The sequence below is a fragment of the Pseudomonas sp. V98_8 genome (assembly GCF_029967975.1).
Taxonomy (GTDB): Bacteria; Pseudomonadota; Gammaproteobacteria; order Pseudomonadales; family Pseudomonadaceae; genus Aquipseudomonas; species Aquipseudomonas umsongensis.
Map to the genome: position 1 here is coordinate 79,263 of NZ_JASCAE010000086.1, position 24,432 is coordinate 103,694.

Here is a 24,432-nt window from a genome sequence, read left to right on the forward strand (position 1 = left end):
AAAATCCCGAATACCACTATCGGCGGTTTTTGCCTCACTGCCACATGACGGACGCATTACAACCCTAGGATGGCCCCATCTGCCAGATGAGGTCCGTCCATGAACAACTCGATCACAACTGCCCTGACCAACCCCGGCGCACCGATGAAGGTGCGCGGTGTACAGAAGCGCTTTGGCGCGTTTACTGCGCTGGATAACGTTTCCCTCGACGTGGCGGCCGGTGAGCTGGTGTGTTTGTTGGGCCCGTCGGGCTGCGGCAAGACCACCTTGCTGCGTTGCATCGCCGGGCTGGAGAAGCAGGACAGCGGCGAGCTCTATCTAGGCGATCGCGACGTTTCCCACCTGGCGCCCCAAGCGCGGGACTACGGCATTCTGTTTCAGTCCTACGCACTGTTTCCCAATCTCACCGTCGAAGCGAACATTGCCTACGGCCTGGCCGGCAGTGGCCGCGAAGAGGTGCGTCAGCGTGTCGGTCAGATGCTGGAACTGGTTGGCCTGAGCGGCAGTGAGAAAAAGTACCCGGGCCAGTTGTCCGGTGGACAGCAGCAACGCGTAGCGCTGGCTCGCGCCTTGGCCCCGGCACCTTCGTTGTTGTTGCTGGACGAACCGATGTCGGCACTCGATGCCCGCGTCCGTGAGCACCTGTGCACCGAACTGCGCCAGCTGCAACGCAGCCTCGGCATCACCACCCTGATGGTTACCCACAACCAGGACGAGGCCATGCTGATGGCCGACCGCATTGCCGTGATGAACAACGGCCAAGTCGAGCAGTACGCCACGCCGCAGGAAATCTACAACCGTCCGGCCACGCCGTTCGTGGCGGAGTTCGTCGGCCAGGGCAACTGGCTGCCTTTCAGCCGCAACAGCGACAGCCACGCCCAAGTCGGCGGGATGAACCTGCGCCTGGCCGACGGCAGCGCAAAAAATGCCTCGGGTCGTTTGTTCTGTCGCCCGGAAGCGATCAACGTCAATCCGCCGGTGCATGAAGAAAACCTGTTTCCGGCCAGGGTTCGTGAAATCACCTTCCTGGGTAATCGCTGTCGGATGAGCTTCGAGCTCGACCATTTGCCTGGCCACGCACTGCTGGCCGAGCTGGCACCCGAAGCCATGCCGCGTCTTGGCGCGCAGCAGATCATGGTGGCCTTGCCGCCACAGAGCTTGCAGGTGTTTGCCTGATGAATTCGAACATCGCGCTGCCGCTGACGCACAAGCAGGTGCGGAAGTATTCCCGTGCCGAACTGGGCGACCGCCTGTTCGTGGTCGGCGGCAAAGTCCTTTTGCTGGTGCTGCTTGGCGTCGCGGTACTGATGCCGTTGCTGGCCATCTTCTGGCGCGGCTTCAGTGCCGAAGCCGGGCAGGGCGGAGGCTGGCTGGCTGCTCAAGAATTGATCGGCAATGCCAATTTTCATTGGTTGCTGGGCAACAGCCTGAAGGTATCTCTCAGCGTCGCCGCCATTGTCGTACCACTGGCCTACCTGTTTGCCTACGCCCTGCAACGCACCCTGATTCCCGGCAAGGGCATCTGGCGGGGGATTTCATTGTTGCCGCTGATGGCGCCTTCGATGCTGCCGGGGATTGCCCTGGTTTATCTGTTCGGCAACCAGGGCCTGTTACGCAGCTTGCTCTCGGATAACATCTACGGCTTCTGGGGCATCGTTCTGGGTGAGGTCATCTACACCTTCCCACATGCCTTGATGATTTTGCTGTCAGCGCTTTCCCTGGCGGATGCGCGCCTGTTCGATGCCGCCTCGAGTATGGGCGCCAGTCCGGCAAAAGCCTTTCGCAGCATCACCTGGCCGGCGACCCGTCAGGCGGTATTTGCTGCGTTCTGTCTGGTGTTCACTCTGACCATCACTGACTTCGGTGTACCCGTGGTCGTCGGTGGCGACTATCAAGTGCTGGCACTGGAAGCCTACAAGGCGGTGGTCGGCCAGCAACAGTTCGGTCGCGGCGCGTTGATCGGCATGGTGCTGTTGCTGCCGGCGCTGTTCAGTTTCGGGGTCGATGCCTGGTTGCGTCGGCGTCATGGCGATTCCATGAGCGGTCGGGCGCAAGTCTTTAAACCAGCGCCGTCGAAGCTGCGCGACGGCTGCTACCTGATGGTGGTTCTGCTGATCTGCGCCGCGTTGCTAATGGTGTTCGGCATGGCGGTGTTTTCATCGCTGGTGAAATTCTGGCCGTACAACCTGTCGCTGTCGCTCAACCACTACCAGTTCAACGACACCGCGGGTGGCGGCTGGCTGGCCTACGGCAACAGCGTGAAGATGGCGTTATGCACGGCGCTGATCGGCAGCCTGTTGATCTTCACCAGTGCCTACCTGATGGAAAAAACCAAGGGCCAGCGTGGGCTGAACCTGACGTTGCGCATGCTCAGTTTCGTACCGATGGCGGTGCCGGGCCTGGTGCTGGGCCTGGGTTACGTTTTCTTTTTCAACCTCACCGGCAACCCGCTGCACGTGCTCTACGGGACCATGACCTTGCTGGTGGTCTGCACCATTGCGCATTATTTGACCACCGCGCAAATGACCGCCACCACCGCGCTTCGCCAACTCGATGCCGAGTTCGAAGCCGCCGCTCTGTCACTCAAGGCGCCGCTTTATCGGCATTACTTGCGGGTCACCGTGCCGATTTGCCTGCCGGCGCTGCTGGATATCGTGCGCTACCTGTTCGTCTCGGCCATGACCACCGTCTCGGCAGCGATCTTCCTCTATAGCCCCGACACCATTCTCGCGGCGGTCGCGGTGCTGAACATGGACGATGCCGGCAATGTCGGTGGTGCGGCGGCGATGTCGACCCTGATTCTGTTCACCTCGGCGGGCGTGTCCTTGCTGCTGGCCTGGGCTTCGCGCGGTTTGCTGCGTCGCTCGCAAGCCTGGCGGCAGACCGCGCCTGGTCACTGATTCACCCTCTCAACTCAACTACAGGAAAAGATCATGTTCAAGCCTATGGCCCTGGCCGCTGCTGTCCTCACCGCTTTCAGCCTGAACGCCTTTGCGGCGAAAACCGAGTTGACGGTGTACACCGCCCTCGAAGCCGAGCAACTCAAGACCTACAAGCAGGCGTTCGAAAAAGCCAACCCGGACGTCGAGATCAAATGGGTGCGCGACTCCACCGGCATCATCACCGCCAAATTGCTCGCCGAAAAAGACCGCCCACAAGCTGACGCCGTATGGGGCTTGGCCGCATCGAGCCTGGCGATCCTCGACCAGCAAGGCATGCTGCAAAGCTACGCGCCCAAAGACCTTGGCAAGATTGGCGGCAACTACCGCGACGCCGCCAACCCGCCAGCCTGGGTCGGCATGGACGTGTGGGCCGCGACCATTTGCTTCAACACCGTCGAAGCCCAAAAGCAGGGCCTGAGCAAGCCTGTGAGCTGGCAAGACCTGACCAAGCCCGAGTACAAAGGCAAGATCGTCATGCCCAACCCGGCGTCTTCCGGCACCGGTTTCCTCGACGTCAGCGCGTGGCTGCAAACCTTCGGCGAGAAGCAGGGCTGGGCCTACATGGACGGCCTGCACCAGAACATCGGCCAGTACGTTCACTCCGGTTCCAAGCCCTGCAAACTGGCGGCGGCGGGTGAGTTCCCGATCGGTATTTCCTTTGAATACCCGGCTGTGCAGCTCAAACGCCAGGGTGCGCCACTGGACATCATCCTGCCGAAGGAAGGCCTGGGCTGGGAGATCGAAGCCACGGCCGTGATCAAGGGTACCCAACATGAAGACGCCGCGAAGAAACTCGCGGACTTCTCGGCCAGCCCCGAGGCGATGGAGCTTTATAAAGAAAACTTCGCCGTACTCGCACAGCCTGGTATCGCCAAGCCGCAGACCGAGTTGCCGGCTGACTATGAGCAGCGTTTGATCAAGAACGACTTCGCTTGGGCGTCGAAGAATCGCGACGAGATTTTGACCGAATGGCGCAAGCGTTATGACGGCAAGTCCGAGAAGGTGGCGGCCAAGTAAATCTTCGCAGCCTGAAAGGGCCTCTTCGCGAGCAGGCTCGCTCCCACCAGGATCGTTGGTGTTCACAGAGTTTGTGTCTCACCCGAAAATCTGTGGGAGCGAGCCTGCTCGCGAAGACGGTCTACTATTCAACGCCAATCCACTTCATCGCGAGACTTCTGATGTGCCCAAACGAACAAGCAGTCGCCAAGGTTTTCGCCCTCTACGAGCGCTTCGGCGATGCCGACTACATCGGCGAGCCGGTGTCGCAGATCGAGCACATGTCCCAGGCGGCGCAGTGCGCGATGGCCGAGGGCTTTGATGACGAAGTGGTGCTCGCCGCTTTTTTCCACGACATCGGGCACATCTGCGCCGAGGGCGCCGAGAACATGGGCGGCTTTGGTGTGGTCAGCCATGAACGGCTGGGCGCCGATTACCTGCGCAGTGTTGGTTTCAGCGAACGCATGGCGCGGTTGGTGGAGTATCACGTGCAGGCCAAGCGTTATCTGACGCTCAAGGAGCCGGGGTACTACGAGCGCTTGAGCGAGGCCAGTCGCCGGACACTGGAGTATCAGGGCGGGGTGATGACGGAAGCCGAGGCGCAAGCTTTTGAGCAGGACCCTTTGTGTGAAGTCAGTTTGCGCATGCGCCAGTGGGATGAGCAGGCCAAGGAGATGCAGGTGCCGGTCATGGACCTGGGTCTTTTGAAGGATAAGGCGTTGCGATTGCTCGCCGCTTAAAACGGGTCAACTGTAGGAGCGAGCCTGCTCGCGATGGACGTCAACGATAACGCTGGCAGCCTGACACCCCGCGACGCTCTCAGATTCATCGCGAGCAGGCTCGCTCCTACAGTTGCTGCGCCAGTTCTTCGATTTGCTCTTGCCGCTCCGCCTGATTCAACTTCGCATGTGCGTTGAGCGACGACCACTGTGGATGCGCCCGGGCCTTGTTCAAGGCTTCGGGGAGTTTGCCTTCGCGCCAGCTCTTGTCCTGGGGTGTAGCCAGCTGAATGCTGTCCATTGCGGCGTGCCCGCGGGCATTGAGCGCTTGCAGCAGTTGGCGCTGGCGCAGGGCCAACAGTCGCAGCACATTGTCATCGACCGTCAGCTCTCGCTGGCCCTTGAGCTTGCCGAGCAAGCGGCTGCCATAACTGCGGGCGGTTTGCAGGGCGCCGCCGGCGATGGCACCGGCCAGTGCGGCCGCACCCAAGGTAATACCGCCGACCAGTAGATCGACGCCGGCGCCGGCGGCAGCACCCGCGGCGATGCCTCCTCCGACCCGCACGCCCAGTTGCTTGAGGGTCTCCGGATTGAACAGGTCATCGCCCCAACGACCGTCGAGCAGCGGCAAATCACTCGCTGTGGCGTCCTGCAGGCGGAAGGCATAAAGCCTGAGCAGGGACTCGACGCAGCGCTGCTCTCGCTGTCGCACGGCTTTGCGCAGTTCGTTGATCGCTTGCCGCTCTTGCTCAGCATCGCTGACCACACTGCGTCGGCAGGCTGCGCAATCGATCAAGAGCTCGGCGATCAAGCGAGCCGCGCTTTGCTCGCGGGCCAGGCGCTGGGCTTGCTGGTCGGCGATCAGTCGTTGCAGTTGCGGCCGGGCATTTTCCAGCAGCAGCGCGAGGCTTTCATAAAGCCGGCGTTCGCCATCCTCCGGCGGTGCGACGCTGTCGAAGCGCACCAGCGCATGCAAACCCAAACGCGCCAGCGCTTCACGCCACGCCGGCTCACGGTGGTTGTCGCTGCTGACAAAATTCAGCACCGGCAGCAGCGGTTTGCCACAACTGGCCAGCACTTCCAGCTCATCGCGATACTTGGCGAGAACCGGTTCCCGGGCGTCGATCACATAGAGCCCGGCGTCCGACGCCAGCAACTGGCGCAACACCTTGGCTTCCTGTTCGAAGCGCTGCCGTGCTTCGCTGCCCTCAAGAAAACGTGCCAGCCGTGCCGGGCCGTCCAGCCGCTCGCCGGGGCGCTCCAGGCGTTCGAGGTAATCGAGCAGGGCGATGGCGTCTTCCAGTCCGGGTGTGTCGTACAGATCAAGCAAAGGTTCGCCATCCACCGACAGTCGCGCGCCTTCGACGTGCCGCGTGGTGCTGGGGCGGTGGGACACTTCGCCGAAACCGACATCACGAGTCAGGGTGCGCAACAACGAGGTTTTGCCGACGTTGGTGTGGCCGACAACCGCGAGTTTCAGAGGCTGCTTCCTGGTGTCAGTCATGGCCCGTCTCCAGCCAGTTCATCGGTGCGCAATCGGCGAACGGCAGCTCAAGCTGTTGCAGCGCCACGTGCCAATCGCCGAGGCGTTCGGCATCCAGCGCTTCACCCGGCGGCGCTTGCAGCAACCAGATGCGGGTCGCGCTGGCGCTGCGGGCCAGTTCGGCAATCAGTGCCAGGCTGCCGCGATCCGGCGAGCGCCGTGGATCGCAAGCGATTGCCAGGCGCGCAGGCGGAAAGCGGCTCAGTTGTTCGAGGAGTTTGTGTCGCGATTCGCGGCTGTCGAGGATGCCGGCGTTGCTGACGTTCTTGGGCAGTTGTGGCGGCCACGGGCGGTCGTCGTCCAATTCGATCGCGACCAATAGCGCGCCATCGCTTTGTTGTTCACTGACGCCGCTTTCCACTCGATGAAGTTGAGCCGGTGCGGCATCGCTGACACCCAGGCGTTCACTGGTAGGCATCAGGCGTTCGCGCAGTTGCGCATAGCCGGGCAGGTTCAAGTCCAGGCGTAAGGCAGACCTGCCGGTTTTCCAGCGCCACAGGCAAAACACTGCAAGCAGCAGGCGCGGCACGACGCCGTAGACCAGCAGTACGCCCACCAGCCAAGCAGCCCAGGCCTGACGGGCGCTTTCGATATTCAGTGCAGCGTCGCCACTGGCGCGGATCATCTGTTCAGTCGGCACACTGAAACCAAGCAAGGCTGGGAGCGCACCCAGGGCCTGGGTCACGGCAATGAATGTGTCGGCACTGAGGATCGTGGTTTCCCAAACGAAGCCGTAGCGCCGGGTTGCCATCAACGTCAGCAGAATCACCAAGGCACTGAGCATCGCCAACAACCACAGGCCATTGACCACAACACCGATGGCCCAGCGATTGAGTTTCTGGCGTTGCAGCAACAGCAGCAGGGCCGGCGCCAGTTGTGCGGCCTTGGCGTCCCGGGCGAGTTTTTCGCTTAGCCACAACCACAAGCGGCCGAGGCTGGCGCCGTGTTCGCCAGCAAACACCAGGCCCAAGGCCCAGCTCAACAATAGGATCAGGTTGATCCCGAGCAGACTGCCCAGCGCCCAGAACACATTCACCGGGTGCAGGCCGTCGCCCATCGCGGCAAAGGCCAAGCCGGCGCCGCTGATCACGGCCAGCACCGCCAATACGATCAGCGCCAATCGTGCGCCCTGCAGCCAGTGTTTGAGTGCCTCGCTCAAGCCATCGCGTTCGGCCAGCCACAGGGCGCGACGTTGAATGCGTGCCGGCAGATCGCCGCCGGCGCTGCGGGCCAGCCGATTGGCTTCCAGATCTTCCAGGGGGCCGGCATGTTCTTCGCGCAGGCGGATGGTTTCTGTCAGCCAGAGATTATTCAGTTCAGTCACGCGGCATCCCGTCGCTTAATTGAACTGTGAGCATAACCGCTGTGGCGCTTATCCGGGTAAGCGCGGCTCTGGTATCCTCGCCGGCATGACTAAATCACTCCCCCTCAGCCTGATCGCAGCCCTCGGTGAAAACCGCGTGATCGGCATCGACAACAGCATGCCCTGGCACCTGCCGGGGGACTTCAAATACTTCAAGGCCACCACCCTGGGCAAGCCGATCATCATGGGGCGCAAGACCTGGGATTCCCTCGGTCGCCCATTGCCAGGTCGCTTGAACATCGTGGTCAGTCGTCAGGCGGATCTGGTGCTCGAAGGCGCGGAGGTCTACCCCTCGCTGGAGGCGGCCGTGGTTCGCGCTGAAGAATGGGCCAAAGAGCAGGGCGTCGATGAGCTGATGCTGATCGGCGGGGCGCAGTTGTATGCGCAGGGGTTGGCGCAGGCAGATCGGCTGTACCTGACCCGTGTGGCACTGAGCCCGGAAGGGGATGCGTGGTTTCCGGAGTTTGATTCGGGGCAGTGGAAGCTGGTGTCCAACATCGAAAACCCGGCTGTGGATGACAAGCCGGCATACAACTTCGAAGTTTGGGAGAAAGGCTAAGAGCTTCGCGAGCAGGCTCGCTCCCACAATGGGTTTGTGTCGCTCACAGATCCAGTGTGGGAGCGAGCCTGCTCGCGAAGAGGCCCGCTCAGCCGCTGAAAGACTTAAGCGTGAGCCAACTCAGAATGCTCATCCGCATCCAGCAATTCTTTATCCGTCTGCTGCATCACCTGGCTGGTAATCGCCCCGGCCGTGATCGAACCACTGACATTCAACGCCGTGCGCCCCATATCAATCAGCGGCTCGACCGAAATCAGCAACGCCACCAATGACACCGGCAAGCCCATCGCCGGCAGCACGATCAACGCGGCAAACGTCGCGCCACCGCCAACGCCAGCCACACCCGCCGAACTCAACGTAACAATTGCCACCAGCGTCGCGATCCACAGCGGGTCCAGCGGGTTGATGCCAACGGTCGGCGCCACCATCACCGCCAACATCGCCGGATACAATCCGGCGCACCCGTTCTGGCCAATGGTCGCGCCGAACGAGGCGGCGAAGCTGGCGATGGATTGCGGGATACCCAGGCGGCTGGTTTGTGCTTCGATGCTCAACGGGATCGTTGCAGCGCTCGAACGGCTGGTGAAGGCAAACGTAAGCACCGGCCAGATCTTGCGGAAGAACCTCAACGGGTTGATCCCGGCGGCAGACACCAGCACGCCATGCACCACAAACATCAAGCCCAGGCCGATGTAGGACACCACCACGAAACTGCCGAGCTTGATGATGTCTTGCAGGTTGGAGCCAGCGACCACTTTGGTCATCAGCGCCAACACACCGTAGGGGGTCAGCTTCATCACCAGGCGCACCAGACGCATCACCCAGGCTTGCAGGGTGTCGATGGCATTGATCACTTTCCGACCTTTTTCCACGTCATCCTTCAGCAGTTGCAGCGCTGCAACCCCGAGGAACGCGGCAAAGATCACCACGCTGATGATCGACGTCGGCTTGGCCCGCGCCAGGTCGGCGAACGGGTTTTGCGGAATGAACGACAGCAGCAACTGCGGCACATTCAGGTCGGCGACCTTGCCGGCATAGTCGCTCTGGATGGTTTGCAGGCGCGCCATTTCCTGGGTGCCGGCCACCAGGCCCTCGGCGGTCAGGCCGAACAGGTTGGTCAGGCCGATGCCGATCAACGCCGCTATGGCGGTGGTGAACAGCAGCGTGCCAATGGTCAGGAAGCTGATTTTGCCCAACGACGAGGCATTGTGCAGACGGGCCACGGCGCTGAGGATCGAAGCAAACACCAGCGGGATCACGATCATTTGCAGCAGCTGCACGTAACCGTTGCCCACCAGATCGAACCAGCCGATCGAGGCTTTCAACACCGGGTTGCCGGCACCGTAGACAGTGTGCAACGCCACACCGAACACCACGCCCAGCACCAGTGCGAGCAGGACTTTTTTCGCCAGGCTAAATGTTGTGTGGCGGGTTTGTGCCAAGCCCAGCAGCAGGGCGAGGAACACCAGCAGATTGAGAATCAGCGGCAGATTCATTGGAACTCCCATTAGACAGGTGCGAACTGCCTTCCGGGGCAGTTGCGAACCGGCAAGCCTAACAGCTTGAAATCTAATGATTTAATATCAAAAACGTCTTGAAAGTGTCGTTTTTGGAATAAGCGCATGTCGCTTTTGAGAATGTGACTGGCGCGAAAGGTACGTTGACGGTCGCTGACGGATGAGGACTGTCACAGGTATTTGTTAGCGTCGATGTCTTTCAATCAGGGAGATATGAGGATGAAGTTCGCACCGAAATTACTGGCTGCAGCTCTTTGCCTTGGCCTCGCCGGCCAGGTATTCGCCACGGATCTGAAACACTGGCCCGCCGATCAGGCCAAGGCACTGGATGCCATGATTGCCGCCAATGCCAACAAAGGTAACTACGCGGTGTTCGACATGGACAACACCAGTTACCGCTACGACCTCGAAGAGTCGTTGCTGCCGTTCATGGAAAACAAAGGCCTGATCACCCGCGACAAACTCGACCCCTCCCTGAAACTGATGCCGTTCAAGGACACCGCCGACCACAAGGAAAGCCTGTTCAGCTACTACTACCGTCTCTGCGAAGTCGACGACATGGTTTGCTATCCATGGGTCGCCCAGGTGTTCTCCGGTTTCACCCTCCAGGAGCTCAAGGGCTACGTGGATGAGTTGATGGCCTCCGGCAAACCGGTGCCCGCCACCTATTACGAAGGCGACGTGGTCAAGAAACTCGACGTCAACCCGCCGAAAATCTTCACCGGCCAGCAAGAGCTCTACAACAAGCTGATGGAGAATGGCATCGAGGTCTATGTGATGACCGCCGCCTCGGAAGAGCTGGTGCGCATGGTCGCGGCCGATCCGAAGTACGGCTACAACGTCAAACCGCAGAACGTGATCGGCGTGTCGATGCTGCTCAAGGACCAGAAGACCGGCGAATTGACCACCGCACGCAAGCAGATCACCGCTGGCAAATATGACGAGAAGGCCAACCTCGGCCTGGAACTGACGCCATACCTGTGGACCCCGGCGACTTGGATGGCCGGCAAGCACGCGGCGATCCTGACCTACATCGATGAGTGGAAAAAACCGGTACTGGTCGGTGGCGATACCCCGACCAGCGACGGCTACATGCTGTTCCACGGCGTTGACGTGGCCAAGGGCGGCATCCACCTGTGGGTCAACCGCAAGGACAAGTACATGACCCAGATCCAAGGCATGATGGCCAAGAACGCCGCGGCCCAGGCCAAGGAAGGGCTGCCGGTGACGGCGGACAAAAATTGGGTGGTCGTCACACCGCAAGAGATTCAGTAAGGACTTTGATTCACTGTAGGAGCGAGCATGCTCGCGATGGTCGTTAACGATGACACGTGCGTTCTGATTTGACGCGGTGTCCTTAAATCCATCGCGAGCAGGCTCGCTCCCATAGTTTGATTGGTGTTGTCCTCCAATCCAGTGTGCAAAGCTGATCCATTGTGGGAGCGAGCCTGCTCGCGATGAGCCAGTCGGTACAATGAAAGCCTCTGATCGATCCACTTCTTCCTACAGTCGAAACCTGCACGTTCTTGCGTAAGGGACTACGATTGATCGTTCCCACGCATGGGAACGATCAGATCAGAAACAAAAAAATACCCCGCACTTGGCGGGGTATTTTTCCTTCAACGCTTAAGCCTTACAGCCCATCAAGCATCGCCTTGTTACGCACAGCACCCTTGTCGGCACTGGTCGCCAGCAGGGCGTAGGCTTTCAAGGCAGTGGTCACTTTACGTGGACGCACTTCCACCGGTTTCCAGCCTTTCTTGTCCTGCTCGACGCGGCGCGCGGCCAGTTCTTCGTCGCTGACCAACAGGTTGATCGAGCGGTTCGGAATGTCGATCAGCACTTTGTCGCCGTCCTGCACCAGGCCGATGGCGCCACCGGCAGCCGCTTCAGGCGAAGCGTGGCCGATGGACAGGCCTGAGGTGCCGCCGGAGAAGCGGCCGTCGGTGAGCAGGGCGCAGGCTTTGCCCAGGCCTTTGGATTTCAGGTACGAAGTCGGGTAGAGCATTTCCTGCATGCCGGGGCCGCCTTTCGGGCCTTCGTAGCGAATGATGACGATGTCGCCTTCCTTCACTTCGTCAGCGAGGATGCCGCGTACGGCGCTGTCCTGGCTTTCGAAGATCTTCGCGTTGCCTTCGAACACGTGGATCGATTCGTCGACACCGGCGGTTTTCACCACGCAGCCGTCCAGGGCGATGTTGCCGTAGAGAACGGCCAGGCCGCCTTCTTGCGAGTAGGCGTGCTCGACGCTGCGGATGCAGCCGTTTTCACGGTCGTCGTCCAGGGTATCCCAACGGGTCGACTGGCTGAACGCGGTTTGCGTCGGGATGCCCGCAGGACCCGCCTTGAAGAAGTGATGCACCGCTTCGTCGTTGGTCTGGGTGATGTCCCACTTGGCGATGGCTTCTTCCATGCTGCGGCTGTGCACGGTCGGCAGCTGGGTGTGCAGCAGGCCGCCACGGGCCAGCGAGCCGAGGATGCTGAAGATCCCGCCGGCGCGGTGCACGTCTTCCATGTGGTATTTCTGGATGTTCGGCGCGACCTTGCACAGTTGCGGCACGTGACGGGACAGGCGGTCGATGTCGCGCAGGTCGAAATCGATCTCGGCTTCCTGGGCCGCGGCCAGCAAGTGCAGGATGGTGTTGGTGGAACCGCCCATGGCGATGTCCAGGGTCATGGCGTTTTCGAACGCCTGGAAGTTGGCGATGTTGCGCGGCAACACCGACTCATCGTTCTCGCCGTAGTAACGCTTGCACAGCTCGACGATGGTGCGGCCGGCCTGCAGGAACAACTGCTCGCGGTCGCTGTGGGTGGCCAGGGTCGAACCGTTGCCCGGCAGTGCCAGGCCCAGGGCTTCGACCAGGCAGTTCATCGAGTTGGCGGTGAACATGCCGGAGCACGAACCGCAGGTAGGGCAGGCGCTACGCTCGTACTCGGCAACCTTCTCGTCAGAAGCGCTGGAGTCGGCGGCGATCACCATGGCGTCGACCAGGTCGAGACCGTGGCTGGCCAGCTTGGTCTTGCCGGCTTCCATTGGGCCGCCGGACACGAAGATCACCGGGATGTTCAGGCGCAGGGACGCCATCAACATGCCAGGAGTGATCTTGTCGCAGTTGGAAATGCAGACGATGGCGTCGGCGCAGTGGGCATTGACCATGTACTCGACGGAGTCGGCGATGATCTCGCGGCTCGGCAGCGAATAGAGCATGCCGTCGTGGCCCATGGCGATGCCGTCGTCGACGGCGATGGTGTTGAATTCTTTTGCCACGCCGCCAGCGCGTTCGATTTCGCGGGCGACCAGTTGCCCCAGATCTTTCAGGTGCACGTGGCCCGGCACGAACTGGGTAAACGAGTTGGCAATGGCGATGATCGGCTTCTTGAAGTCGTCATCTTTCATCCCCGTTGCGCGCCACAGTGCGCGGGCGCCGGCCATGTTGCGGCCATGGGTGGATGTTTTCGAGCGGTAATCAGGCATGAAGCACTCCGGGCGGCTAATCAGGTATCAAAAGGGAAGTGAGCTTCTATTGACGTCTGGAACACTCAGAAATGGCCGGGTGTCCGGAAGTTGCCGATAACTTTGCGGGATCGCCGCGCGCTTCAGCTTGAGCTCATAAACCCGCCGGGGATGACTGGCGATGAATGTTCGCGATTCTACACGGCTGGCGGCTGGAGGGAATGCCTGCACGCATGCAGTCAGCATCCACAAGACGCACGGACAGCCCCTGTAGGAGCGAGCATGCTCGCGAAAAACCTGAGAGCGCTGCTGGCAATGGGGCGGGCAATCGTAGTGCCAGCGGTACAAATCAGCATCGGTATCAGCACGGCTGTGGCAGTGAGCCCGAACTGGCTGGCCAGCCACAGCATGACCAACCCCGATAGCGCGATCAGCCCCAGGCCGACGATGATCTGTGTATTGGCCTGCAGGTGCCGATGCAGAACGCTGGCGACTATCCCGCCAACTATGTAGGCGGCACCGTACAGCAACATGACCCAGGCGAATTCGTAGGGCGTAAGTGCCAGGCGCTCCATGAAAATGATCGGCGAGATGACGATGAACGAGAAATGGCAGGCGAAGGCGAGGGCGGAAATCAGCCAATAGCCCATGAAGCGTGGGTCGGAGCACAGGTGCCAGTAGGCACTGAATAAACGACTGGGGGCCGGGTCGCGAATGCGCGGGGTTTCCTTGAGCAACACGCCAGCCTTTATCCAGACAATGACCGCCAGCCCGATAAAGACATAGAAGCTGCCCTCCCAGCCCAGATGTAATTGCAGCCATGTTCCCAGTAGTGGTGATAGGGAAATGAAGACGCCGCCTGCGGTGGTCATCCAGATTCTCAGGCGCTCCTGTTCCCTGCCGACGAATAGATCCTGAATCAGCGCCTGCGATAGCACGAAGGAACCGCAGCCAACTGCCTGGACAACGCGAAACACCAGGAACCAGCCGTAATCCGGAGTCATCACGCAGCCCGCTGCACCGATTACCGAGATGGCGATACCGATCAGTAGAAGCTGCCTGCGCCCCCATAAATCCGACAGCGGTCCGACCAGCACCACGGATATCCCCAGGCCGATGGCGAACAGGCTGACAGAAAGGGCAATGTCGGACGCTGAGGTCTGGAAGTAGTCAGACAGGGCGGGAAAAGACGGCAGGACGACGTCCAGCGGAAATACGCCCAATAGCGTCATGGTCATCAACAGCAGGATGAGCGACGATTTTTTTGAGGTGTGCGGGGAGGGGCTCATCAACAACGCGCTCGATCCGTGAGGGACGGTCGAGAGTCGACTTGATGTGGGGGGAAGTCAATTGCAGGAGGCGTAGGACAGTTCTGAATCTCTTGTAGGAGTGAGTATGCTCGCGAAAAGCTCGAAAACGCCGCGGGGTGTCAGGCTTCCCGCGTAATCGTTGACGCCCATCGCGAGCATAGCTCGCTCCTACAAGGGATTTGGGTTAGCTGTTTGGCAGCAACCGGCAGGTGATGCTCTTGATGTAGCGGGTTTCCGGGATGGCCGGGTGCACTGGATGATCCGGGCCCTGGCCGCCACGCTCGAGCATCTGGATATTGCGATCCAGGTGGCGGGCGCTGGTCAGCAGGATGTTTTGCAGGTCATCTTCCGGCAGGTGCATCGAGCAGGAGGCGCTGAACAGGATGCCGTCCTTGGTGAGCAGGCGCATGGCTTGTTCGTTCAGGCGGCGGTAGGCGCCTTCGCCGTTTTTCATGTCTTTCTTGCGTTTGATGAAGGCGGGCGGGTCGGCCACGATGACATCGAAGCGCTCTTCGCTGGCCTTGAGCTCTTTCAGGGCATCGAAGACGTCGCCTTCGATGCAGGTCATTTTCTCGGCAAAGCCGTTCAGCGCGGCATTGCGCTCGACGCCGTCGAGGGCGAAGTTCGAGGCGTCGACGCAGAACACTTCGCTGGCGCCGAACGCAGCCGCTTGCACACCCCAGCCGCCGATGTAGCTGTACAGGTCGAGCACGCGCTTGCCCTTGGCGTAGGGTGCCAGGCGTGCGCGGTTCATGCGGTGGTCGTAGAACCAGCCGGTTTTCTGGCCCTGGATGACCGGTGCTTCGAATTTCACCCCGTTCTCTTCCAGCGCAACCCATTCCGGCACCAGGCCGAAGACGGTTTCGACATAGCGGTTGAGGCCTTCCGCATCTCGAGCGGCGGAGTCGTTCTTGAACAGGATGCCGCTTGGCTTGAGCACCTGGGTCAGCGCTGCGATCACGTCGTCTTTATGGGCTTCCATGGTCGCCGAGGCGATCTGCACCACCAGGATGTCGCCGAAACGGTCGACCACCAGGCCTGGCAGCAAGTCGGAATCGCCGTAGACCAGGCGATAGAACGGCTTGTCGAACAGGCGCTCGCGCAGCGACAGGGCTACGTTCAGGCGATGCACCAGCAGCGACTTGTCGAGAGGCAGCTTGATGTCGCGCGACAGCAGGCGCGCGCAGATCAGGTTGTTCGGGCTCATGGCGACGATGCCCAGCGGCTTGCCACCGGCGGCTTCGAGGATCGCCTGGTCGCCGGCCTTGAAACCGTGCAAAGGTGTAGCGGCTACATCGATTTCGTTGCTGTAGACCCACAAGTGGCCGTTGCGCAGGCGACGGTCGGCATTGGCTTTGAGGCGCAGGCTAGGCAGGGACATGACGTCGCTCCGGAAAAAAGAGCGGGAGTATAGCGTGTTCAGTCTCGGGACGGTTCTGCGGGCGATGAAACGTGGAGCAAGCCGCGCTCCCACAGGTTTTGCGTCGTTCACAGGATTGTATTTCAACTTAATCCTGTGGGAGCGTGGCTTGCCCGCGATGGCGATTCTCGGTTACGCAGACAACAGTTCAATCAACTCACGATTGAACGCCGGAATGTCATCCGGCTGGCGGCTGCTGACAAGTATTCCATCTGTAACCACCTCCTTGTCGACCCAATTGGCACCGGCATTGACCAGGTCATCCTTCAGGGTCTTGTAGCTGGTCATGGTCTTGCCGTTGACCAGTCCGGCCGAAATCAACAGCCAACCGCCATGACAGATGACTGCGATCGGCTTGCCGGCAGAAGCGCCCATCTTGACCAGGTGTTGGGCATCCTGGTCGATGCGGATGGTGTCGGAATTCTGCACGCCGCCAGGCAAGACCACGGCATCGTATTCTTCGATACTGGCCGAACGGAAAGTCCGGTCAACCTTGAAGTCGTCCGCCGGTTTATCGTGGTTCCAGCCTTTGACCTGACCTTCCTTCGCCGAAAGTATGTCGACCTGGGCGCCAACCTGTTCCAGCGCTTCTTTCGGTCCGGTCAGTTCGACCTGCTCGAAACCATTGGTCACCAGTATCGCAACGCGTTTGCCATTCAGGGAATTGGACATGAAAAAGCTCCTGACTTGAGAGAATGATTTGCCCGAGAGCGTTATCAAGTCCGAAGCCAGGGCTTGAATGAAAGTTCCTGCGATGTGCTCGCTGGTATGTCGGATCCAACTTTATAAAGGGTAGAATCTGCGCCTGTCCCCGAGTGTGTACTTATGTCCCAAGAGCTGACGCCCGAACAAATCCAGCAATCCCTGCAAGGCATCAGTGTGCCGGCCCAACCGCAGATCATGGTGGATCTGCAGATGGAGCAGTACATGCCCGACCCGGATCTGGATGTGATCGCGAAGCTGATTTCCCAGGACCCGGGCCTCTCTGGCTCCCTGCTGAAAATCGTCAACTCGCCGTATTACGGTCTGAGCAACAAGATCGCCTCGATCCAGCGTGCGGTGAATCTGCTGGGCAGTCGCTCGATCATCAACCTGATCAATGCGCAGTCGATCAAGGGCGAGATGAACGATGACACCATCGTTACCTTGAACCGGTTCTGGGATACTGCCCAGGACGTGGCGATGACCTGCCTGACCCTGGCCAAGCGCATTGGCGCCCAGGCCGGCGATGAAGCCTATGCCCTGGGACTGTTCCACGACTGCGGCGTGCCGTTGATGCTGCAGCGGTTTCCCAACTATATGAGCGTGCTGGAACAGGCCTATGCCAACGCCGGCCCCGAATGCCGGGTAGTGGACACCGAGAACCAGGCATTCAACACCAACCATGCAGTGGTCGGGTACTACACGGCCAAATCCTGGCGCCTGCCGGATCACGTGTCTGCCGCGATCGCCAATCATCACAATGCCCTGGCGATATTCAGCGACGAGTCGTCACGCCATAGCGCCCTGAAGAACCTGCTGGCGATCCTGAAAATGGCTGAGCACATTTGTGCGTCCTACCGGGTGCTGGGCAGCCAGCCCGAAGACCACGAGTGGAACAGCATCGGGCATTTGGTGCTCGATTACGTGGGTCTCTCGGATTACGATTTCGAAACCCTCAAGCAAACGATTCGCGACCTCGGCACTCACCGCTGAACGGCGAACCTCTTCTCACCGAGCGCCTGATCCGAGAGCACCATGCCTGAACTCCCAGAAGTCGAAACCACCCGCCGCGGGATTGCGCCGCACCTGGAAGGCCAGCGTGTCAGTCGGGTGATCGTGCGCGATCGCCGTCTGCGCTGGCCGATCCCCGAAGACCTCGATGTGCGCTTGTCCGGTCAGCGCATCGTGCTGGTGGAGCGGCGCGCCAAGTATCTGTTGATCAATGCCGAGGTCGGCACCTTGATCAGCCACTTGGGGATGTCGGGAAATTTGCGCCTGGTGGAAGCCGGCTTGCCGGCGGCCAAGCATGAGCATGTGGATATCGAACTGGAATCGGGCCTGGCCTTGCGCTACACCGACCCGCGACGGTTCGGTGCGATGCTGTGGAGCCTCGATCCGCTCAATCATGAGCTGTTGATTCGCCTGGGACCGGAGCCGTTGACCGACCTGTTCGATGGCGAGCGGCTGTTCCAGCTGTCCCGCGGGCGCTCGATGGCGGTCAAGCCGTTCATCATGGACAACGCGGTGGTGGTTGGCGTTGGCAATATCTATGCGACCGAAGCGTTGTTCGCCGCCGGTATCGACCCACGTCGCGAAGCCAAGAGTATCTCCCGGGCGCGGTACTTGAAGCTGGCGATCGAGATCAAGCGCATCCTGGCGGCTGCCATCGAGCGCGGCGGCACCACATTGCGCGACTTTATCGGCGGGGACGGGCAGCCGGGCTACTTCCAGCAGGAGCTGTTCGTTTACGGCCGCGGCGGTGAGCACTGCAAAGTCTGTGGGACGGGCCTGCGGGAAGTGAAACTCGGACAGCGCGCCAGCGTCTTTTGCCCGCGGTGTCAGACCTGAAAAGCAAAAGATCGCAGCCTTCGGCAGCTCCTACAGGGGAATGCGATCTCTGTAGGAGCTGCCGGAGGCTGCGATCTTTCAAGCCTTCCCGGTAATCTTGCGGTACTTCTCCATCAACTGCTCTTCAGTCTCTGGATGGGCTTCGTCCAGAGGAATGCAATCTACCGGGCAGACCTGCTGGCACTGGGGTTCGTCGTAGTGGCCGACACACTGAGTGCACAGGTTCGGGTCGATCACATAGATTTCTTCGCCCTGGGAAATGGCGGCGTTGGGGCACTCAGGTTCGCAGACGTCGCAGTTGATGCAATCGTCGGTGATGATCAGGGACATGCTAACTCCAGCCGGGGCGGCAGGCCCGGGCGCAATAAATCAATGCGCTAATTGTGCCGCATTGGCGTCTGCGGTGCACGCAACTACGACGTACTGCAGGAGCCGGCTTGCTGGCGAAGGCGGTGCATCAGGTGCACCGCGTTGTATTGAGCGCCAGCAAGCTCGCTCCTACGGATCAGGATTATTTCTTGAAGCGCTGTGTGAGGGCGTCCGCCACTATCGGGTGTACGAACTTGGTGATATCACCGCCCAAGGCTGCGATTTCACGAACCAGCGTCGAGGAAATGAACGAATAACGCTCGGATGGGGTAAGGAACAGGCTTTCCACATCCGGGGCCAACTGGCGGTTCATGTTGGCCAGCTGGAATTCGTATTCGAAGTCTGACACTGCGCGCAAGCCACGCAGGAACACATTGGCGTTCGTCTCTTTGGCAAAATGCGCCAGCAGCGTCGAGAAACCGACCACTTCAACGTTCGGCAGATGTTTGGTGACTTCGCGGGCCAGCTCCACACGCTGTTCCAGGGGAAACAACGGGTTTTTCTTCGGGCTGGCGGCGACGGCAATGATCACGTGATCGAACAGGCGCGAGGCGCGTTCGACCAGATCGCCATGGCCCTTGGTAATAGGGTCGAAGGTACCTGGGTACAACACTCGGTTCATCGCGTCGTCCTGGCGGGAGTGCGTTGGGGATTCGGATGGTATCGCAGCCTAACCGGTCGGCCAAGTCGCCTGTTGGGTAAGAAAGCACTATAGACGATGGAAATATGCCAATCCTTCCCCCGTCTTTTTCTCGGTTTGCTGCCAAATACACTGCCGTAGCCCCCTAAAAACCCGCGATCGACAAATGTTCATAGGTCAGTGGGATCGTTGAAATCAATAGGCTTCAAACGTAGCGTCAGAGCGTCGCTGCGTTGAATTTGGGGCGCCTGTGCCAGTAGAACCGACAAGTTGTCATGCGCCGTGAGGTAGCGGCCGTTGAGGGCATCGAAGTGTCCGGTGGCCAGTTCAAGTACGCGGTGCGCGCAGGCCGACGGGGCGACCGAGTGGCCGGCCTGTCGTTGTTGTTCTACCCAGTCCAGCAGATTGGCAAGGTCGGAGCCCGGGACCTTTGGGTGTTCGCTCAACTCGCTGACCAGCCCTGCTCCGATGACGATGCCCGGATGCAGCGAGAACAGCTTGACCTGAGTGGATTTGGCTTCCACGGCGACGTTCTCGGTGAATTTGATCATTGCCGCCTTGGCGACTGAGTAAGCGGACGCTGCCGGCCAGCGATAGACGCCTGCGTGGCTGACAATATTAATGATGCGCCCCCGACGGTTTCGGGCCATCACTTTGAGCGCCGCGCTGGCGCAAAGAAAGCTGCCGAGCAGATGCGTCTCAAGCGTGTTCCACCATTGCGTTGGCTCCACTTCCCAGGTTTTACCCAATGGTCCCATGTTGCCGGCGTTGTTCACCAACAGGTCAATGGTGTGAAACTGTTCGGTGATTTGTTCGAAGCGCCGTTTTACCGCGGCGGCGTCGGTCACATCCAGCGTCATGCTTGATGCCCGGCCGCCGCTGTCGTGGATTTTCTGCACTGTAGCGTCCAGATGCACTGCCGAACGCCCCATTAATACGACGGTGGCGCCTGCGTGCGCCAACGTCCGGGCGATCACTTCACCGATGCCTCGGCCGGCTCCGGTAACTACCGCAATTTGGCCGTCTAGCGTGCTGAAGTCCGGATTCATGTCGTGGCGCTCCGCGTGTTCGAAAGTATTCTTTGCCCGACATGGCGCGAAGGCCGTTGGCCGGTATTTTTCGAAGCTACGCCTCACGACCTGATTGATCTACTGTCAGAAATAACAGGTCAGCTACGCGGGTTCTGGGGATTCAAGTGCTTTTCAATCGTTCGGCCAAGGCAGTTGCCAGTTGTGCCGTCAGCCCGTAGACCGACAGCTGTGGGTTCGCGCCAATGCTGGTGGGGAACAGCGAGCCGTCATGAATCGATAGATTGGCCAGTTGATGATGCCGGCCGAGGCTGTCGGTGACGGCACTTTTCGGATTTTCGCCCATGGCACATCCGCCCATCACATGGGCGCTGCCCAGGCGTGTCCGATATAGCTCAAGGCTCAAACCGTCGATCAGCGTGCGCGCTTCGCCAAACGTTTTCACGTATCGAGCGTCGGCGTGCATTGGCATTACGGCCTTGGCGCCCCCGGCAAACTGGATCTCGGCCATGCTGTGGAAAGCCCGGCGCAAACCGTCCCAGACGTAGGGTGAAACCTGGTAGTCGAGCGCCGGCGTACCGTCGCTGCGCAGTTGAACGCTGCCACCGGGACTGTCCGGGTGGAATCCGTCGCGCAGCAACGCCAGCATGGCGTGAGTGTGCGGCAGGTCAGCCATGTGCCGTGCATTTTCCTGGCCGAAGCCGCCCAGCAGGGTGGCGGCCAGCGCCGGGTGCAGCGGCGGAACCTCCAGTTTGTAACCAATCTTGCCGGTGGTGCCATCCTGCCATTGGAAGTGGTCGGAGTAGATCGACTGTGGCGCGCCATAGAACGGGTTGATGACTTCGTCGAACAAGCCGGCGGACATGTTCACCAGATGCAAAAAGGTGCGTGTGCCCAGCCGCTTGTGCGGGTCGGGCGCGTCGGAGCGCAGCAGCAGCGCCGGGCTATTGATTCCGCCGCCGGCCAATACGTAATGCCTGGCCTTGACCCTGATACTGCGTCCGGTGGGCTCGACACAGCGCTCGTCCATCGCCACGCAGTGCAGCCCGGTAACGGTCTCGCCGCTGATGATGAGTTTTTCCGCTCGGGCCAGATAGAGCAGTTCGCCGCCGTTTTCCAGGGTGGCCGGAATAGTCGTGACCATCATCGATTGCTTGGCGTTGGTCGGGCAGCCCATGCCGCAGTAGCCGAGGTTCCAGCAGCCGCGCACATTGCGCGGGATGACATGCCAGCTGTAACCGAGGTTTTCGCAGCCCTTGCGGATCACATCGTTGTTCGCGTTGGGCGGGACCATCCACGGGGCGACGCCCAAGCGCTGTTCCATTTTTACGAACCAGGGCGCCATTTCAGCAGGGGAGTGTCCCTTTACGTCGTGTTCCTTGGCCCAGTGTTCCAGGGTCGGCTCCGGCGTGCGGAAACTGGAGGTCCAATTGATCAGCGTGGTGCCGCCCACCGCCCGGCCCTGGAGGATGGTGATCGCGCCATCCTTGCTCATGCGGCCGATGCCTTCCTGGTAAAGGCTGGCGTAGGCCTGGTCTTCGAGCAACTTGAAGTCACTGCTGGTCTTGAGCGGGCCTTCCTCGATCAGCAGCACTTTGTAGCCGGCCGCACTGAGGATTTCGGCCGTGGTCCCGCCACCGGCACCGCTGCCGATGATCGCCACATCCGCTTCGAGGGTCAGGTCCTGGGTCAGTTGCGAGCCGTCATGGGTTTTCCAGCCGCGGGCCATGCCTTCGCGGAACGGGTCGGGTACGGGCATCTTCGGGTTCTCTTTTTATTGTTGGATGAAGTGGTGAAGCAGCTGGCGCCTTCGCGAGCAGGCTCGTTCCCACATGGGGACGCTATCTCTGTGGGAGCGAGCCTGCTCGCGAAAGCGTCGACGCGGTCTCAAACCGCTGGTGGCCCCGGATACCCGCAATGCGCCCAGGATTCCTTGCGCCCATACCAGGCCATCATCACCAGTTGCAGCAAAGAACTGTGGCCCATGCGCAGCAGGCCCAACGAGCTGTTTTCCCAGCGATCGAGGAAGTGCTGGATATCCTCGGCACTGGCGTTTTCCCAGCTGCCCCAGATCCCGGTCAGCGGCCCGCGAGTCACGGCCATACCCAGCACATCGAACAATTGTCGAGTGAGCTTGAGCATTTCCGGGGACAGGTGATCGAGGTTGTAATCGAGGCTTTTCAGGGTGCCCTCGACAGCGTCCGGCATGCTTGCGGTCGTGACTGCACCGTCGAGCATCGCCGGGACCAGGGCTCGTAGAAACAGCAGGTCGCTATTGCGCAGTGCCGTGAAGCCACTGGCAGGCACGCTCGATGAGCAGCCACTGAGGCCGGCCCCCAACCCGGCAGTGGCAAGAAAGGCGCTGGCGCCGAGGCTGAATTTGAGCAGGCCGCGCCGCGACAGCGCGGGTGTTTCGGACAGGCTTGGGTGCATTATTGTTATTACCCGGCGGTGGCTATCGTTAGCGGATAAACAGCTTCTGGATCAGTTTCTGAATGGCTTTGCCATAGGGCGGATAGATCAGCTTTGCCGCGTTGAAGCGCTGCTTGACCAGCACACCTTTGGCCTTGCTGAAGGTCAGGAAGCCTTCGTGCCCGTGGTAATGGCCCATGCCCGAAGGACCGATACCGCCGAACGGCATGTCATCCTGAGCCACGTGCAGCAGGGTGTCGTTGAGGCAGACGCCTCCGGAATGGGTCTCGTTGAGCACACGGTTTTGCTCGCGCTTGTCGTAGCCAAAGTAGTACAGCGCCAGTGGGCGAGGCCGCTGGTTGATATAGGCAAAGGCCTCGTCCAGATGCTTGTACGGAACGATCGGCAACAGTGGGCCGAAGATTTCGTCCTGCATCACCGTCATCTCGTCGTTGACGTTAAGCAGCAGGCTATGCGCCATGCGACGGCCCTGGCCTTGCTCGAACACTGGAATCAGCAGGGCACCCTTGCTGGTGGCATCGCTGACATAGCCCTTGAGCCGCGCCAGTTGTCGGTCATTGATGATCGCGGTGTAGTCCGGGTTGTCGGCGAGGGTCGGATAAAAACCGCGAACCGCCTGTCGATAGGCCTCCACGAACGCGCCGACACGATCTTCCGGCACCAGCACGTAATCCGGGGCCACGCAGGTCTGGCCGGCATTGAGGGTCTTGCCGAAAGCGATGCGTTCAGCGGCATCCTTGAGCGGTACGTCATGGGAAACAATGGCCGGGGATTTGCCGCCCAGTTCCAGCGTGACCGGCGTCAGGTTTTCCGCCGCCGCGCGCATCACGTGTTTGCCAATGCTGGTGGCGCCGGTGAACAGCAGGTGATCGAAGGGCAGGCGTGAAAACGCCACGCCGATATCGGCTTCGCCCAGCACCACGCAAACCAGGTCCTCGGGGAAGATTCGCGCGAACAATGCCTTGATCACCAAACCGGTGGCCGGGGTCGATTCGCTGAGTTTGAGCATCACCCGGTTACCTGCCGATAACGCGCCGACCAAAGGCCCGACGGCCAGGTACAGCGGATAGTTCCACGGCACGATGACCCCGACCACGCCCAGTGGCTGGTAGACCACCTTCGCCGAAGCCGGCTGGAACGCGACACCGACCTTGCGCCGCGACGCGCGCATCCAGCCCTTGAGGTGGCGGCTGGCGTGATGAATGCCGTGCAGGCTGGGCATCAGTTCGGCGAGCAGGGTTTCATCGGCACTGCGGTTGCTGAAATCCTGGCTGATCGCATCGATCAAGGCCTGGCGTTCGTTGTCCAGCAAATCACGTAGGGCCTTGAGCCATTGCTGGCGCTGGGCCGCGGGCGGCATCGGGTTGGCAGCATAGGCCGCGCGCTGTGCGTCGAACAGGCTCTGAAGCTCTTGCAGGGGCTGCTGGAGATTTTGCAGGTAGGAAATGTCAGCAGTCATGGTCGGCTCCGGATTTTTTGTAGTGAGCGCATTTTTAGAGTCTATACTCTAAAAAGTCAAATACCGTCCTCGGCACCGCTTTGTTTTATCGCTCGCGGATAGGCCGTAAGATGCTCTCATCGCACTCTGA

The 24,432-nt window shown here is 60.5% G+C and carries 21 protein-coding genes; 8 read left to right on the forward strand and 13 right to left on the reverse strand.

Annotation, left to right across the window (positions count from 1 at the left end; translation table 11 throughout):
- Positions 1 to 99: 99 nt before the first annotated feature.
- From QLG10_RS27365 to QLG10_RS27380, 4 genes are all read left to right on the forward strand, one after another.
- The gene (locus tag QLG10_RS27365) at positions 100 to 1,176 is read left to right on the forward strand and encodes a putative 2-aminoethylphosphonate ABC transporter ATP-binding protein (RefSeq protein WP_110750207.1); all 1,077 of its coding nucleotides are present in this window, start codon (positions 100 to 102) and stop codon (positions 1,174 to 1,176) included.
- A complete protein-coding gene (locus QLG10_RS27370) occupies positions 1,176 to 2,900 on the forward strand; it encodes a putative 2-aminoethylphosphonate ABC transporter permease subunit (protein ID WP_282488336.1) in 1,725 nt (574 codons plus the stop codon). The genes QLG10_RS27365 and QLG10_RS27370 overlap by 1 nt, the downstream gene beginning before the upstream one ends.
- A 33-nt stretch (positions 2,901 to 2,933) precedes the next feature.
- Positions 2,934 to 3,959: a putative 2-aminoethylphosphonate ABC transporter substrate-binding protein gene (locus QLG10_RS27375; protein ID WP_110750211.1), complete on the forward strand. Its 1,026-nt coding sequence runs from the start codon at positions 2,934 to 2,936 to the stop codon at positions 3,957 to 3,959.
- A 161-nt stretch (positions 3,960 to 4,120) separates the two neighbouring features.
- The gene (locus QLG10_RS27380; protein WP_282488337.1) at positions 4,121 to 4,678 is read left to right on the forward strand and encodes a phosphonate degradation HD-domain oxygenase; all 558 of its coding nucleotides are present in this window, start codon (positions 4,121 to 4,123) and stop codon (positions 4,676 to 4,678) included.
- A 106-nt stretch (positions 4,679 to 4,784) separates the two neighbouring features.
- Here QLG10_RS27380 and QLG10_RS27385 read toward each other — a convergent pair whose 3' ends face one another.
- Positions 4,785 to 6,161 (reverse strand): GTPase/DUF3482 domain-containing protein, encoded by a 1,377-nt coding sequence (locus QLG10_RS27385; RefSeq protein WP_110750215.1) that lies wholly within the window; start codon positions 6,159 to 6,161, stop codon positions 4,785 to 4,787.
- Positions 6,154 to 7,524 carry a DUF2868 domain-containing protein gene (locus QLG10_RS27390; protein WP_282488338.1) on the reverse strand — a complete coding sequence of 457 codons (1,371 nt, stop codon included), beginning with the start codon at positions 7,522 to 7,524 and terminating at the stop codon, positions 6,154 to 6,156. Before QLG10_RS27390 ends, QLG10_RS27385 begins: the two co-directional genes overlap by 8 nt.
- 85 nt (positions 7,525 to 7,609) lie before the next feature.
- Here QLG10_RS27390 and QLG10_RS27395 point away from each other — a divergent pair, with 85 nt between their 5' ends.
- On the forward strand, positions 7,610 to 8,122 hold the full coding sequence (locus QLG10_RS27395; RefSeq protein ID WP_188263427.1) for a dihydrofolate reductase: 513 nt from the start codon (positions 7,610 to 7,612) through the stop codon (positions 8,120 to 8,122).
- Between the two features lie 104 nt (positions 8,123 to 8,226).
- On the opposite strand, the gene QLG10_RS27400 is transcribed toward QLG10_RS27395, so the two are convergent.
- Positions 8,227 to 9,618: an L-cystine transporter gene (locus QLG10_RS27400; RefSeq protein WP_020797341.1), complete on the reverse strand. Its 1,392-nt coding sequence runs from the start codon at positions 9,616 to 9,618 to the stop codon at positions 8,227 to 8,229.
- 240 nt (positions 9,619 to 9,858) lie between these two features.
- Between QLG10_RS27400 and QLG10_RS27405 the strand changes: the two genes are divergently transcribed.
- Positions 9,859 to 10,914 (forward strand): haloacid dehalogenase-like hydrolase, encoded by a 1,056-nt coding sequence (locus QLG10_RS27405; protein WP_110750225.1) that lies wholly within the window; start codon positions 9,859 to 9,861, stop codon positions 10,912 to 10,914.
- A gap of 358 nt (positions 10,915 to 11,272) precedes the next feature.
- Here the strand turns inward: QLG10_RS27405 and ilvD are convergent, their stop codons facing one another.
- From ilvD to QLG10_RS27425, 4 genes are all read right to left on the reverse strand, one after another.
- Positions 11,273 to 13,114 (reverse strand): dihydroxy-acid dehydratase, encoded by a 1,842-nt coding sequence (gene ilvD, locus QLG10_RS27410; protein WP_020797344.1) that lies wholly within the window; start codon positions 13,112 to 13,114, stop codon positions 11,273 to 11,275.
- A gap of 218 nt (positions 13,115 to 13,332) precedes the next feature.
- A complete protein-coding gene (locus QLG10_RS27415) occupies positions 13,333 to 14,382 on the reverse strand; it encodes an MFS transporter (protein ID WP_282488339.1) in 1,050 nt (349 codons plus the stop codon).
- A gap of 205 nt (positions 14,383 to 14,587) precedes the next feature.
- Entirely contained in the window at positions 14,588 to 15,784 is a 1,197-nt protein-coding gene (locus QLG10_RS27420) for a class I SAM-dependent rRNA methyltransferase (protein ID WP_110750229.1), read from the reverse strand.
- Between the two features lie 171 nt (positions 15,785 to 15,955).
- Positions 15,956 to 16,495 (reverse strand): type 1 glutamine amidotransferase domain-containing protein, encoded by a 540-nt coding sequence (locus QLG10_RS27425; protein WP_282488340.1) that lies wholly within the window; start codon positions 16,493 to 16,495, stop codon positions 15,956 to 15,958.
- A gap of 207 nt (positions 16,496 to 16,702) precedes the next feature.
- Here QLG10_RS27425 and QLG10_RS27430 point away from each other — a divergent pair, with 207 nt between their 5' ends.
- Entirely contained in the window at positions 16,703 to 17,518 is an 816-nt protein-coding gene (locus QLG10_RS27430; protein WP_177411623.1) for an HDOD domain-containing protein, read from the forward strand.
- A gap of 42 nt (positions 17,519 to 17,560) precedes the next feature.
- Positions 17,561 to 18,373, forward strand: coding sequence for a bifunctional DNA-formamidopyrimidine glycosylase/DNA-(apurinic or apyrimidinic site) lyase (gene mutM, locus QLG10_RS27435; protein WP_188263429.1), 813 nt, complete (start codon positions 17,561 to 17,563; stop codon positions 18,371 to 18,373).
- 78 nt (positions 18,374 to 18,451) lie between these two features.
- On the opposite strand, the gene QLG10_RS27440 is transcribed toward mutM, so the two are convergent.
- From QLG10_RS27440 to QLG10_RS27465, 6 genes are all read right to left on the reverse strand, one after another.
- Entirely contained in the window at positions 18,452 to 18,703 is a 252-nt protein-coding gene (locus tag QLG10_RS27440) for a YfhL family 4Fe-4S dicluster ferredoxin (RefSeq protein ID WP_003195146.1), read from the reverse strand.
- A gap of 181 nt (positions 18,704 to 18,884) precedes the next feature.
- Positions 18,885 to 19,364, reverse strand: a complete 480-nt coding sequence (coaD, locus tag QLG10_RS27445) for a pantetheine-phosphate adenylyltransferase (protein WP_008065062.1) — start codon at positions 19,362 to 19,364, stop codon at positions 18,885 to 18,887.
- Between the two features lie 188 nt (positions 19,365 to 19,552).
- Entirely contained in the window at positions 19,553 to 20,431 is an 879-nt protein-coding gene (locus tag QLG10_RS27450) for an SDR family NAD(P)-dependent oxidoreductase (protein ID WP_282488341.1), read from the reverse strand.
- A gap of 142 nt (positions 20,432 to 20,573) precedes the next feature.
- Positions 20,574 to 22,169, reverse strand: a complete 1,596-nt coding sequence (locus tag QLG10_RS27455) for a GMC family oxidoreductase (protein WP_282488342.1) — start codon at positions 22,167 to 22,169, stop codon at positions 20,574 to 20,576.
- A 128-nt stretch (positions 22,170 to 22,297) separates the two neighbouring features.
- On the reverse strand, positions 22,298 to 22,843 hold the full coding sequence (locus QLG10_RS27460) for a twin-arginine translocation pathway signal protein (protein WP_282488343.1): 546 nt from the start codon (positions 22,841 to 22,843) through the stop codon (positions 22,298 to 22,300).
- A gap of 28 nt (positions 22,844 to 22,871) precedes the next feature.
- Complete coding sequence (locus tag QLG10_RS27465; RefSeq protein ID WP_282488344.1) at positions 22,872 to 24,302, reverse strand: coniferyl aldehyde dehydrogenase; 1,431 nt, start codon at positions 24,300 to 24,302, stop codon at positions 22,872 to 22,874.
- Between the last annotated feature and the right edge of the window lie 130 nt (positions 24,303 to 24,432).